The organism is Streptomyces sp. NPDC028305 (assembly GCF_055569495.1).
Map to the genome: position 1 here is coordinate 1,077,142 of NZ_JBVHTN010000003.1, position 12,513 is coordinate 1,089,654.

Genomic DNA, 12,513 nt, shown 5'->3' on the forward strand with positions numbered 1-12,513 from the left:
CCTTCGCGCGCTCCCGGGGAACGCGCTTCCCCCGCGCAACAATGAGCCACCGAATGATTACGTGTTGCGACCGGAACTGATCGATCGGCGTGCGTCCCTGACATGCATCGCACAAGACTCCGTCCGGTATCCGCAACCACGAGCAAGGGAGTGTTCGAAATGCGGAAAACCGCAGGGGCGATCGCTCTGGGCGCCGCCCTGACCTTCAGCAGCGTGGTGGGAACGGGAGCCGGCGGCGTCGCGAGCGCCGCGCCCGCACAGCCGAGGAGTCAGTACCCGCCCTCGGCGCTGGTGCTCAGCTACGCGGAGGGGGAGGACTCGGGCTCGGCCCCGGTGCGCCGCGCGGTGACGCTGAGCTGTGCCCCCGCCCCGACCGGCACCCATCCGACGGCCCGTCGGGCCTGCGCCGAACTGCGCGCGGTCGAGGGTTCGTTCCGGGCCCTGACGGCCAGGACAGAGTCCGGCCGGATCTGCACGCGGGAGTGGCGCCCGGTCACCGTCACCGCGGAGGGGGTCTGGGAGGGCAGCCGGGTCTGGTACGAGCACACCTTCCCGAACCCCTGCTTCAAGAACGCCGTCCGGAGCCAGGTGTTCGAGTTCTGAGCGCGTTCAGTGCTCCGGCGGGGCCCCGGACACCATCGCGGTGTCCGGGGCCCCGCCCCGTCAGCCCGTCGGCCCGTCAGCCGATCTCGGCTCCGTACGTCTGGAGCGCCTCCGGAACCGGCTGGAAGAAGGTCTCGCCGCCCGAGGAGCAGTCGCCGCTGCCGCCCGAGGTCAGCCCCAGCGCGGTGTCGTCCGCGAACAGCGAGCCGCCGCTGTCGCCGGGCTCCGCGCACACGGTGGTCTGGATCAGCCCCTCGACCGTGCCCTCCTGGTAGTTGACCGTCGCGTCGAGGGCGGTGACCTCACCGTCGTGCACCTGGGTCGTGCTGCCGCTGCGCCGCACCTGCTGGCCGACCGTCGCCTCGCCGGCCTTGGTGATGGCCTGCGTGCCGCCGTCGTAGAGGTCCACCTCGCTCGGGTGCGCGGTCTCACCGGTGTACTTGACCAGGCCGTAGTCGTTGCCGGGGAAGCTGCTGCCCGCGTTGGCGCCGATCTCCGCGCCGCCCTGCGTTTCCGACCAGCTGCTGATCGCCTCGGTGCAGTGACCGGCGGTCAGGAAGTACGGCTCGCCGTCCTTGACGACGTTGAAGCCCAGCGAGCAGCGCCCGCCCTGGCCCCAGATGGCGTCGCCGCCCGCGATGAACGTCCGGTACGTCCCGGCCGAACGCCTCACCTCGACCTTGTCGCCGAGCCCGTCGGCCACCTCGTTCAGCCGGTCGAGACGGGCTCCGCGGACCGTGCTGTCCGCCGTGACGACGACCTTGTCGGTCCGTGGGTCGACCGACCACGCGGTGCCGGGGATGGCCGCCTTGTTCTTCAGTACCGCGCGCGCCTCGCCGAGCTGCGCCAGCGAGTACTTGACCACTCTGGCCTCGGCCCCGGCCGCGCGGACCCGGCCCGCGGCCGCCTGGTCCAGGACGTTGACCACCAGCTTCTTCGCTTCGGCGTCGTAGTACGCCCCGGCCGCGCCGCCCTCGAGGGCGGAGGTCAGGGCGGCCGCCGTCTTCCCGGCCTCGGCGGCGGAGAGCGAGGAGGGGGGCGGCGGCGGGGTGGGGGCGGCGTTGGCGGTCTGTAGGGAGAGGGCCCCGGTGGTGAGGGCGACGGCGGCGGTGACGGTGACGGCCACGCGGCGCCGGGATATGCGTCGGTGCTTCAACTCAGGCCTCCTGTGGGGGGTTGGGCCCGGCGGTGAGGTACGACGGGCCCGGAGGACTCATGGCACAGGCGCGCCTGCCCGCATGGGGGCGCGTCCATGCCAAATCGCGCCGATGAGTATTCCGGGGTGCGCGGGGCGCGTACAAGGTCGCGTACGCGTCGCGCGGAAGATCATGGAAATGCGCCCCTGGCGCGGGGAACGGCTGTGCGTGCGCACAGCCGTTCGCGGTCTCTCCGCGGCCCGCGGTCTCTCCCTCACCCGCCCCTTACCGGACCAGGGGCTTCGCCCCCGGCGCCATCGCAGGGGCCGGCTTCGGCCGGTCGCGGCCTCGGGGCGTCAGCTACCGGACGGCCACTGGAGACGGGGCTCGGGCGCCTCGACCGGCTCGGGTGCGCCAGTGGAGGACGCCGGCGCACCGGTGGACGCCTCGCCGGCGGGCAGGCTCGCGGCCTGGTGTTCCGGGGGTGGCGGGGGGCCGTCGGGGTGGGGCGGCTCCGGGCGCCGTTCGAGGAACCGCAGCAGCTCCACGGGGATGGGCAGCACCAGCGTGGAGTTCTTCTCGGCGGCCACCGCCATCACGGTCTGGAGCAGCCGAAGCTGTAGCGCGGACGGCGTGGCGGACATCTGCTCGGCCGCCTGCGCCAGCTTCTTCGACGCCTGAAGCTCCGCGTCCGCGTTGATGACGCGGGCCCGCCGCTCCCGGTCGGCCTCGGCCTGGCGGGCCATCGAGCGCTTCATGGTCTCCGGCAGCGAGACGTCCTTGATCTCCACCCGGTCGATATGCACGCCCCACCCCACGGCCGGGCTGTCGATCATGAGCTCCAGGCCCTGGTTGAGCTTCTCGCGGTTGGACAGCAGATCGTCCAGGTCGCTCTTGCCGATGATCGAGCGCAGCGAGGTCTGGGCCATCTGGGAGACCGCGAAGCGGTAGTCCTCGACCTGGATGATCGCCTCCGCCGGGTCCACGACCTTGAAGTAGACAACCGCGTCGACCCGCACGGTCACATTGTCCCGGGTGATGCCCTCCTGGGCGGGCACGGGCATGGTCACGATCTGCATGTTCACCTTGCGGAGCCGATCGAAGCCCGGAGCGATCATCGTGAACCCGGGGGGACGGATCGCCGACCGCAGCCGGCCGAGCCGGAAGACCACGCCCCGCTCGTACTGCTTGACCACGCGCGCCGCCGCCATCGCGTAGACGGCCCCACACGAGACCACGACCGCGCCTGCTGCCACAAGCTCCTCGACCATCACGGCCACCTGCCTGCCGTATCGCGAGCAATGCCCCGTCCGGAGCGCTGTTGTCCACGATAGTCCCCATATCGACGCACCGGGGAGGGGGCACGCAGGAACCCCCGCCCGGCGGGCCGGGCGGGGGTCACGGGGCTCAGCCGGAGGACCGGCCGCGGGTCGGTACCGAGCGTGGGGTTCGGTACCGGCCGTGGATCAGTAGACGCTCACTCCGTAGGCGTTCAGCGCCTCGACGACCGGCTGGAAGAAGGTCGTGCCGCCGGAGGTGCAGTTGCCGCTGCCGCCGGAGGTGAGGCCGAGGGCGGTGGAGCCGGCGTACAGCGGGCCGCCGCTGTCGCCGGGCTCGGCGCACACGGTGGTCTGGATCATGCCGTAGACGATGTCACCGTTGCCGTAGTTCACGGTGGCGTTCAGCGCGGTGACCCGCCCGCTGTGGGTGCCGGTGGTGGAGCCGCGCCGGGTGACCGTCTGGCCCACGGTGGGGTTGGCGGCGCTGGTGATGTCCTGGCCGCCGACGGTGCCCTCGGGGGTCACCGAGCCGCTGTACCGGACCAGCCCGTAGTCGTTGGTCGGGAAGCTGGAGCCGGCCGTCGGGCCGATGGTCGTGGTGTGACCGGAGTTCGACCACCAGGTGCCCGCACCGTCGGTGCAGTGACCGGCGGTGACGAAGTAGTTGGCTCCGCTGCTGTTGCGCACGTTGAAGCCGAGGGAGCAGCGCCAGCTACTCGCGTAGATCGCGTCTCCGCCGGAGATCAGCTTGTTGATCTTGCCCGGGGTGCGCTTGACCTCGATGGCGTCGGCGTTCGCGCCGGCGGTGCTCTTGATCTTGGATATCTCGGCCTGCGAGACGGTGCTGTCGGCGGTGACGACAAGAGTGTTGGTCGCCTTGTCGACATACCAGGCGGTGCCCGCGACATCGGCCTCGAGGACGGCGCTGCCGGCCGCCTTCGCCTCGGCCGCGGTGAACTTGGGGGTCGCGTCGTTACCGGCATAGGCGGCGGGCGCGGCGAGCGCCGTGCCGGCCACCAGGGCCGAGGTGGCGGCGAGCAGCCCGAGGCGTCTCGCGTGCTTGTTGTGGGGGGCGTTGCGCTTGATCCTCAACTCTTCCTCCGCAGGAATCGGGGGTCCGCTTGGGTGGGCAGGCCCGTGAGGCGCAGTCATCGAGCACGTCGACCCGGGTTTCCGACGTGCCCCTGACAAGCGCTTCCGGAAGTATTCGTGGAGTCAACCGCAGCGCGCAAGAGGACAATTGAAAAAGTCACCGGCACAAGTCGCATGGCCCCGGCGGCTTCCGGCCACCGGGGCTGTGCACCCATCCCCTCGGGTACCTGGTACGACGAGTGATCGGGGGATCAGGTTCCACTCCGGGCCCACGACTTCGCCCCGGGACGCGCGAGCCCCAGATGTTCGCGCAGCGTGGTGCCCTCGTACCGGGTCCGGAACGCACCGCGCTCCTGGAGCAGCGGGACGACGCGGTCGACGAACTCGTCGAGCCCGCCGGGGGTCAGATGCGGCACGAGGATGAAGCCGTCGGCGGCCCCGGCCCGTACGAAAGCGGCCATCTCCTCGGCGACCGCCTCCGGGGTGCCGATGAAGGACTGCCGTCCGGTGACCTCGATGACGGTCTGCCGGATGGACAGCCCCTTCTCCTCCGAGAGCGCCCGCCACTTGGCGGCCAGGGCGAGCGGATCGCCGTGGCGCACCCGGCCCTGGACGATCCCGGAGTCGGGGTCCGGGTCGATGTCCGGGAGCGGCCCGTCCGGGTCGTATCCGGACAGATCGACGCCCCAGATCTGCTCCAGGGCGAGGATCGCGGTCTGCGGGGAGACCTGCTGCCGGCGGATCTCGGCGGCCTTCTCCCGGGCCTCGGCCGCGGTGTCGCCGAGCACGAAGGTCACCCCGGGCATGATCTTCAGGTCCTGGTGAGCGCGGCCGTAGCGGGCCAGCCGCCGCTTGACGTCGGCGTAGAAGGCGCGGCCGGCCGCCGACGTGCCGTGCCGGGTGAAGATGATGTCGGCGGCGGACGCGGCGAACTCGCGGCCCTCGTCGGAGTCCCCGGCCTGGATGACCACGGGGTGGCCCTGGGGGCCGCGCGGCACCGCGAACCGGCCCGAGATCCGGAACTGCGGCCCGGTGTGGACGACGGTGCCGGGGGCGCCGCCGTCCGGCCAGGAGTCCCACAGCTCGCGCGCCGTGGCGACGAACTCGGCGGCCCGGGTGTAGCGGTCGGCCCGGTCCAGATAGCCGCCGCGCCGGAAGTTCTCGCCGGTGAAGGCGTCGGATGAGGTCACCACGTTCCAGGCGGCGCGGCCGCCGCTGAGGTGGTCGAGCGAGGCCAGCCGGCGGGCGAGTTCGTACGGCTCGTTGAAGGTCGCGTTGACGGTGGCGGCCAGGCCCAGCCGCTCGGTCACGGCGGCCAGCGCGTTCAGCACCGTGATCGACTCCGGGCGGCCGACCACGTCGAGGTCGTGGATGCGCCCGTTGTGCTCGCGCAGCCGCAGCCCCTCGGCGAGGAAGAAGAAGTCGAACAGACCGCGCTCGGCGGTGCGCGCCAGGTGCTCGAAGGAGGAGAACTCGATCTGGCTCCTGGACCGAGGATCAGCCCAGACGGTGGTGTTGTTGACGCCGGGGAAGTGCGCGGCCAGGTGCATCGTGTGCGCCGTCCCGTCGCTCAGCGTCATCGGGCTGCCTCCCTCGGCTGTGCGTACCGGTTGGCCGGGCGGGTCAGGCCCAGGTGGTCGCGGAGTGTGGTGCCCGGGTAGAAGGTGCGGAAGAGTCCGCGGTGCTGAAGCAGGGCCACCGTGCCGTTGACGAACCGCTCCAGGTCGCGGCGCGGTACGGCGGGGGTGATGTGGAAGCCGTCCGCGGCCCCCGCGCCGTGCCAGCGCGCGATCAGCTCCGCGAGGTCGACCGGGCCCCCGCGGTACAGCGGAAGCCCGTCCGCCCGCGCCGCGAGCGGGCCGCTGGGCGGGGGCAGTTCGGCGGCCGGCTCGCCGTCGGACAGGTCGACCGCGACGGCGGCGAGCACGGTGAGCGCGTCCTCGTCGCGGCCGTACCCCGCGGCGCGCCGCCGCAGCTCCTCGCGGATCACGCGGGCCGCCTCCGGGCCGGTGGCCTTGACATACGCCACATCGGCGTGGCGGGCCGCGGTCGGCCGGGCCACGGGGTCGGTGGCGTCGACCGCGACGACCGGGTGGCCCTGCGGCGGCCTGGGCACGATGGACGGGCCGCGCACGCTGAACCGGGCGGACTCGAAGTCGATGTAGTGCAGCTTGTCGCGGTCGATGAAGCGGCCCGTGGCCACGTCGCGGATCTCGGCGTCGTCCTCCCAGCTGTCCCACAGCCGGGCGGCTACGTCCGCGACCTCCCCGGCCTCCTCCCACAGCTCCTCGGCGGGGGCCGCGGCCCGGCGGCCGATCAGCCGGGCCTCCGCCCCGGTCGTCGACACCTCGGCCCGCCAGCCCGCCCGGCCGCGGCTGACCCAGTCCAGGGTGGCCACGGCGCAGGAGAGGTGGAACGGCTCGGTGTGGGTGGTGGTGACGGTCGGCACCAGGCCGATCCGCCCGGTGTCGGGCGCCACGCGGGAGAGCACCGCGAGCGCGTCGAGCCTGCCCCGCCCCTCCCCCGGCGGACCCAGCGAGTCGTCCAGGGTGACGAAGTCGAGCCTGCCGCGCTCGGCGAGGCGCGCGAGCTCGACGAAGTACGGCGCCCGGTACTGCCCGGTGCCGTCGATGGCGGCGGCCAGGTGGAGCAGCCGGGGCCGGGGCGCGGGGCGCGGTTCGGGGGATGGCTGGGATGCGGCCATGGTCAGGGGCCTTCCTGGGGGGCGTCGAGGATGCGGTGGGCGCGCGCTCAGGCGGTGAGCTGGGCGGCGTGGTGTGGCGAGAGGGGGCGGAGCAGTGACAGCAGGGCGCGCGCCGTCGCGTCGTTCTGGCGGAAGGCGGGCGCGTTCGTACGGGGCCGGGCGAAGCCCCCGGAGGCGCGGGCGTCGGTGTGCGGGCCGAGCGCGAAGCGGCGCGGGTGGGGGCGGCCGGCCCGGTCCAGGATCCGGGCGTCGTCGGGGCTGACGGCGAGCAGCCCGGCCGGGGTTGCGGCCGCGCCGTCCCGGTGCAGCGAACGCAGCAGCGGGTCGCGGCTGCGGTTCACGGTCGGCTCGGGCAGCCGGGCCTCGACCAGCGCGCGGGCTTCCACCCCAGGGCCCGGCACCCCGGCGCCGCTCGCCCGGAAGACCTTGCGCAGCGGGTCGGGGGCGACCCGCGTCTCCGGGCCGAGGAAGCGCACCACGCCGGCGCGGGAGAGCGCGAGCAGTTGGCGCAGCCGGGGGCCCGGCGGGCCGGAGGCGAGATAGCTGAAGAAGCCGTGCCACTGGCCGCCGATGTCGCCGAGCCTGATCAGCTGGCCGTATACGGACAGCAGGGCGTGGAACACCGCGAGGTCGGGGCTGTGCGCGGGGTCGTGGCGGCGGGCGAGGTCGGCCTCGATGTGCGCGCGCAGATCCCGCTGGAGGGCCTCGTGGCCGTCGAACCGCCGCCCGGCCAGGGGCCGGTCGAGGGCGTCGAGGTCGAGCCGGTCCGCCGGGTCGGGGACGGCGGCAGCGGCCAGGGCGAGCAGTTCGGGGCCGCCGGGCGGGCAGGCGGCGTATGTCTCCTCGAAGTCGGGCCAGGACATGGCCGTGCGCTCCGGATGGGCGGTGAACAGCCGGTGGTAGTGGGCGAAGCCCAGCTCCTTGGCGATCAGCGGCAAGATGTCGCGGCGGTAGTCGGGGCGGCCGGGGCGCCGCAGCAACTCCTCGACCTGGGCCGGCCCGAAGAAGCGGGGCAGCGGCGAGCGTTCGCCCCACCACCGGTAACCGATCTTGGAGCGGTACGGGACGCCGCGCCGCGAGCCGACGTGGAGCACGGGCTCGCGGCCGGAGGGCCGGTACGTCAGCTCCCCGGCACCGTCGCCCCGCTCGTCGTAGCGCCCGCCGCGCCCCTCGGTGAGCAGCACCATCAGGTCGATGAAGGCGAGCCCGAAGCCGCGCACGATGACCGGCTCGCCGGGGCGCAGCCGGCTCAGATCGCTGTCGGCGGTGAACTCCGGGGGCAGGTGCACGAGTCCGTGTTCGGCGGCGAAGGCGGTGAGCGCCCGCTGTTCCGGTTCGCGTTCGGCGTCGAGGTGGCCGAGGGCGAGCACCACGGCGTCGGCGGCGAGCGGGGTGGCCCGCCCCTCCAGCCACACCTGCTGCACACCGTCGCGCGGTCCGGTGATCCGTACGGCGCGGCACTGGTGCCGGTGGACCGTGACGGCGGGCGGCAGGGCGGCCACCGACCGCTCGTATGCCCAGGCCAGATAGGCGCCCTGGAGCCTTCTGCTGGCGAAGCCGCCGCCGGTCAGCGCGGCGGCCTCGGCGGCGAGTTCGGAGGACAGCTCGGGGGCGGGGCCGTCGGGGAGCGCCCCGGAGCGGACGTGCTCCGCCCACTCGGCGAGGGAGGGGCCGGGGCGGAGCGGCCCCTCGCACTCGACGGTGTCGTCCGTGAACAGGGTGACGTCCTCGGCGATGGAGTTCATCCAGAGCAGCGGGGACTGGTCCGGGCGCCAGATCCGGCCGCCGCCGGGCGGGTGCGGATCGACCAGGTGCAGATCGAGCGGGGCCGTGGCGCCGTACAGCTCGGGGGCGTTGGCGGCGAGGCGCTCCACGAGGCCGGTGCCGCGGGGGCCCATGCCGACGATCACTAGGGCGGGGGGTCGGGAGGAAGGCGAGTCCGGACGCACGGACATGCGGAAGGCTCCGTCGGTTCGTGAGTGAACACGCCACTGGCCTTCACACCCGGCCGCGCCCCTCAGCACGGCCTGTCGCCGAGGCTAAGCCGTCCCCACGACCCGTTGTCAAGGTTGTCCGCACTGTGAACGGCGCGTCTCACGGCCAGTTGACGCGGAACCGGATGGCTGTTCCACTTGGGCCATGCAGCCACGTCAGCGACTGATCACGCGCGGACACATCGACTTCGGTCGGGTGTGGTCCGCGTCCTGTTCGGGTTCCTGTACGGGCTGACCGCCGCCTCCGCCGTTCCCGGCGTTCCGAGGCCCTGACCTGCCGCCTTCCGACCGTCCCGGTCCGCCGCGGCCTCCCCGAAAACCCTTGAGTTCACGCCGTACGCGCCTTCACCCACGCCTCAGCGCTCTCCCCCTCCCCTCGCGCTTCCAGCTTCCCGTCCGGCAACCCCGCCCAGCAGTCCCCGCCCAGGTCGTGTCCGCAAAGTCCCGCCGGGCCCGCGACGCCTGGCACGCGCGCTCGCTGCGTTGTCGGGCTCGCCCAAGTACGCCCAGTACGAGGGCGACCCTCCGCCTTGCGATCGCACGCACCAGACGCCGCGGGCTGATCCGACGCGACTTTGCGGACACGACCTAGCAATCGCAGCCGCAGTCGCAGCCATCACAGCAGTCGCAGCTACAGCAGTTTCCACAGCAATCGCAACAGTCACAGCAGTCGCTACAGTCATCGCACTTGTGGCACCAGCCCTCGCGCGGCTCGCCGGTCCACGGGTCGTGGTACGGGTCCTTGCAGCACACCTGGCAGGTGCAGAAGAGCCCGGCCCACACCGCGCATCCGGCCATCAGCCCGCGCCGCCTGCGGTTCGGCGGCTCGGGCGGGGTGCCGGGGCCGCCCGGGCCCGGCCCGTAAGGGTTGTTGATCCACGGCGACTGCGGCGGCGGTGCGCCCTGCGCGGCGTGCGGGGCGTGCGAGTCGTGCGCGGTGGACGGCCCGTGCGAGCAGCTGGTCGTGCCGAACGCCCGGTCCACCGCGCGCCCCAGCTCATGCGCCAGCAGGACGTGCGCGAGCTTGCCGTTCTCGAACTCCACGTCGCGCAGCGCCAGCCGCACCCCGTGCACCGCGTCGTCGCACAGCCTGCGCACCTCGGCCAGGTCCGCCCCGGTGGCCGTGATCGGGTTCCAGGCCCCGGACTCGGCGTCCTCGGCCAGGTCCTCCACCGCGTCCAGCAGATGCGCGAGCCGCCCGAAGAGCCGCCCCGCCTCCTCCAGCGGCGCCCGATTGCCGGGGCGTCCGGCCAGCACGGCGGTGTGTCCGAAGGCCGCGGCGGTCGCGGTCTCGGTCGGCTCGGTGACGGCCGGCAGCGAGGTGCCCGGGCCCGCGGCCCGCTCTATCCCCTCCTGCCGGTCGACCGCGTCGAGCAGCACGGCCGTGTCGAAGCCGAGTTCCGCACCGCTGAGCGCACCCGCCCGGTCCCACCCGGCGGCGACCCGGCGGGCGGCCGCGGCGACCGGCCGGCGCGCCAACGCCCCGTCCCCGTCGGCCACATGGTCGCGTATCTTCGCCGAGGCCAGCACCAGAGAGACGGTGGCCGCCAGCCGCGCGCCCTCGCCCTGGGCGACCGACGCGGTCCGCATACCGCGCAGCGGGCAGGGCCCGGCGGTCCGCCGCCAACCCTCCGTACCCCGCGACTGGGCCTCCACGAGCACCGAGATGACCAGTCCGTCGTAGTTGGTGGCGACCCTCGCGAACTGACCCCGGGCTCCCCGCAACGCGAGGCACAACCCGCACAGATGCGCCATCCACTCGGAGCGCAGTTTCTCCGACAGCCGGTGGCGGCAAGGGCGGATAATGCCAAACAACTTTCTCCCCGTTCACCCATACGTCCCCGGCGTCACCCGTCCGGCCCGGCGGAGTCTACCCATCACCTCGTCAGGGCCTGTCAGCAGGAGGAACTCTGATTCGCCGCCAAGCGTTGTGCACCAGTACCGTCACGAATCCCCTGTGCGGCCGCAATCCACGTGGCACACCTTCCGCATCATGGACGACGATAGAGGACGATAGAGGGGGCAGGTGCAGTACAGAGAGCGGCAGTGAAAGGAGGCGTCCATGGGATCGGTACGCAAGGCGAGTGCCTGGCTTGGCCTCGTCGACGACAGCGATGACGAGCGCTACTACGACGATGACTACGCCGAGGGACCCGAGCCCGGCGACGCCTGGGTGACCGACCCGCGGGTGCGGGTGGCCGACCAGGCCGCGCGGGACGAGGGCACCCGTATCGCCACGGTCACCCCCGAGAGCTTCCGGGACGCGCGCGGCATCGGTGAGATGTTCCGGGAGGGCGTGCCGGTCATCGTCAATCTGACCACCATGGAGCCCGCCGACGCCAAGCGCGTGGTCGACTTCGCGGCCGGGCTGATCTTCGGGCTGCGCGGCTCGATCGATCGCGTGGCCAATCGTGTCTTCCTCCTGACGCCGCCCGACTACGAGGTGCTCAGCGCCAACCGTAACCACGCCACGGGCTTCTTCAACCAGAGCTAGGCAGGCCGCTCACCGGAACGCGTCGAGTCCGGTGAGCGCCTTGCCGAGCACCAGTTGGTGCATTTCCACGGTGCCCTCGTAGGTGAGCACCGATTCCAGATTGGTCGCGTGCCGCATCACCGGGTACTCCAGGGAGATCCCGTTGGCGCCCAGGATGGTCCGGGCCGTGCGGCAGATCTCGATCGCCTCGCGCACATTGTTGAGCTTGCCGAAGCTGACCTGCTCGGGGCGGAGCGTTCCGGAGTCCATGCGCCGCCCCAGATGATGGGCGAGCAATACGCCCTTGTGCAGTTCCACCGCCATATCGGCGAGCTTGGCCTGGGTGAGCTGGAAACCCCCGATGGGCCGGCCGAACTGCTCGCGGGACCGGGAGTAATCCAGCGCCGCCTCGAAACAGGCCCGGGCCGCGCCCATCGCGCCCCAGACAATGCCGTAGCGGGCGTGGCTCAGACAGCTCAGCGGGCCGCGCAATCCGGTGACCTCCGGCAGTACGGCGTCCGCGGGCAGCCGCACCTCGTCCATCACCAGCTCGCTGGTCACCGAGGCGCGCAGCGACCACTTGTGCCGGATCTCGGGGGCCGAGAAGCCGGGGCTGTCCGTCGGTACGGCGAATCCCCGGATGCCCTCGTCCGTCCTGGCCCACACCACGGCGACCCCGGCCACCGAGCCGTTGGTGATCCACATCTTGCGGCCGGTGAGCACCCAGTCCGAGCCGTCCCGCTTGGCATGGGTGCGCATCGCGGCCGGGTCCGAGCCGTGGTCGGGCTCGGTCAGCCCGAAGCAGCCGATGACCTCGCCCGTGGCCATCCGGGGCAGCCACCGCTCCTTCTGCTCGTCGGAGCCGAAGCGGTGGATGGCGTACATGGCCAGGGAGCCCTGCACGGACACCAGGGAGCGGATCCCGGAGTCGGCGGCCTCCAGCTCCAGGCAGGCCAGCCCGTACTGGACGGCGCTCGCGCCCGCGCAGCCGTATCCCGTCAGCGACATGCCGAGCGCCCCGAGGGAGCCGAGCTCGCGGGCCAGCTCCCGGATGCCGGGCAGCTCGCCACGCTCGTACCAGTCGGCGATGTGCGGCAGGACGCGGTCGGCGGCCCATTGGCGCACGGTGGCGCGGACGGCGAGGTCCTCCGGGGCGAGCAGGTCGTCGATCCCGAGCGGGTCGGCGGGGTCGAACGGCGGCAGGCTGCGGGTGGGGCCCTCGGACATGGTT

General features: G+C 72.8%; 10 protein-coding genes. 2 read left to right on the plus strand and 8 right to left on the minus strand.

Features of this window, described 5'->3' with window-relative positions; all coding sequences use genetic code 11:
• Nucleotides 1–159 precede the first annotated feature (159 nt).
• On the plus strand, nt 160–603 hold the full coding sequence (locus ACZ4WQ_RS15930; protein WP_398376703.1) for a subtilase-type protease inhibitor: 444 nt from the start codon (nt 160–162) through the stop codon (nt 601–603).
• A 76-nt stretch (nt 604–679) separates the two neighbouring features.
• Here the strand turns inward: ACZ4WQ_RS15930 and ACZ4WQ_RS15935 are convergent, their stop codons facing one another.
• The 7 genes from ACZ4WQ_RS15935 to ACZ4WQ_RS15965 form a co-directional block, all read right to left on the minus strand.
• Nucleotides 680–1,759 (minus strand): S1 family peptidase, encoded by a 1,080-nt coding sequence (locus ACZ4WQ_RS15935; protein WP_398376701.1) that lies wholly within the window; start codon nt 1,757–1,759, stop codon nt 680–682.
• A gap of 336 nt (nt 1,760–2,095) precedes the next feature.
• Nucleotides 2,096–3,010, minus strand: coding sequence for a slipin family protein (locus ACZ4WQ_RS15940; protein ID WP_311725092.1), 915 nt, complete (start codon nt 3,008–3,010; stop codon nt 2,096–2,098).
• A 195-nt stretch (nt 3,011–3,205) separates the two neighbouring features.
• Nucleotides 3,206–4,111 carry a S1 family peptidase gene (locus ACZ4WQ_RS15945; protein ID WP_311725091.1) on the minus strand — a complete coding sequence of 302 codons (906 nt, stop codon included), beginning with the start codon at nt 4,109–4,111 and terminating at the stop codon, nt 3,206–3,208.
• 251 nt (nt 4,112–4,362) lie between these two features.
• The gene (locus tag ACZ4WQ_RS15950) at nt 4,363–5,691 is read right to left on the minus strand and encodes an NtaA/DmoA family FMN-dependent monooxygenase (protein ID WP_398376699.1); all 1,329 of its coding nucleotides are present in this window, start codon (nt 5,689–5,691) and stop codon (nt 4,363–4,365) included.
• Nucleotides 5,688–6,815, minus strand: coding sequence for an LLM class flavin-dependent oxidoreductase (locus ACZ4WQ_RS15955; protein ID WP_398376698.1), 1,128 nt, complete (start codon nt 6,813–6,815; stop codon nt 5,688–5,690). Before ACZ4WQ_RS15955 ends, ACZ4WQ_RS15950 begins: the two co-directional genes overlap by 4 nt.
• A gap of 47 nt (nt 6,816–6,862) precedes the next feature.
• Nucleotides 6,863–8,770 carry an FAD/NAD(P)-binding protein gene (locus tag ACZ4WQ_RS15960; protein WP_398376697.1) on the minus strand — a complete coding sequence of 636 codons (1,908 nt, stop codon included), beginning with the start codon at nt 8,768–8,770 and terminating at the stop codon, nt 6,863–6,865.
• 627 nt (nt 8,771–9,397) lie between these two features.
• Nucleotides 9,398–10,564 carry a DUF5685 family protein gene (locus ACZ4WQ_RS15965; RefSeq protein WP_394816768.1) on the minus strand — a complete coding sequence of 389 codons (1,167 nt, stop codon included), beginning with the start codon at nt 10,562–10,564 and terminating at the stop codon, nt 9,398–9,400.
• 307 nt (nt 10,565–10,871) lie between these two features.
• Between ACZ4WQ_RS15965 and ACZ4WQ_RS15970 the strand changes: the two genes are divergently transcribed.
• Nucleotides 10,872–11,303: a cell division protein SepF gene (locus tag ACZ4WQ_RS15970; protein ID WP_311725086.1), complete on the plus strand. Its 432-nt coding sequence runs from the start codon at nt 10,872–10,874 to the stop codon at nt 11,301–11,303.
• 9 nt (nt 11,304–11,312) lie between these two features.
• On the opposite strand, the gene ACZ4WQ_RS15975 is transcribed toward ACZ4WQ_RS15970, so the two are convergent.
• Nucleotides 11,313–12,509 carry an acyl-CoA dehydrogenase family protein gene (locus ACZ4WQ_RS15975; RefSeq protein WP_398376696.1) on the minus strand — a complete coding sequence of 399 codons (1,197 nt, stop codon included), beginning with the start codon at nt 12,507–12,509 and terminating at the stop codon, nt 11,313–11,315.
• Nucleotides 12,510–12,513: the final 4 nt, after the last annotated feature.

What these genes read in the sequence shown, in the direction of transcription:
- ACZ4WQ_RS15930 (WP_398376703.1), top strand. Translation starts at nt 160, where the DNA reads ATGCGGAAAACCGCAGGGGCGATCGCTCTGGGCGCCGCCCTGACCTTC.
- ACZ4WQ_RS15940 (WP_311725092.1), bottom strand. Translation starts at nt 3,010, where the DNA reads ATGGTCGAGGAGCTTGTGGCAGCAGGCGCGGTCGTGGTCTCGTGTGGG.
- ACZ4WQ_RS15950 (WP_398376699.1), bottom strand. Translation starts at nt 5,691, where the DNA reads ATGACGCTGAGCGACGGGACGGCGCACACGATGCACCTGGCCGCGCAC.
- ACZ4WQ_RS15955 (WP_398376698.1), bottom strand. Translation starts at nt 6,815, where the DNA reads ATGGCCGCATCCCAGCCATCCCCCGAACCGCGCCCCGCGCCCCGGCCC.
- ACZ4WQ_RS15960 (WP_398376697.1), bottom strand. Translation starts at nt 8,770, where the DNA reads ATGTCCGTGCGTCCGGACTCGCCTTCCTCCCGACCCCCCGCCCTAGTG.
- ACZ4WQ_RS15965 (WP_394816768.1), bottom strand. Translation starts at nt 10,564, where the DNA reads ATGGCGCATCTGTGCGGGTTGTGCCTCGCGTTGCGGGGAGCCCGGGGT.
- ACZ4WQ_RS15970 (WP_311725086.1), top strand. Translation starts at nt 10,872, where the DNA reads ATGGGATCGGTACGCAAGGCGAGTGCCTGGCTTGGCCTCGTCGACGAC.
- ACZ4WQ_RS15975 (WP_398376696.1), bottom strand. Translation starts at nt 12,509, where the DNA reads ATGTCCGAGGGCCCCACCCGCAGCCTGCCGCCGTTCGACCCCGCCGAC.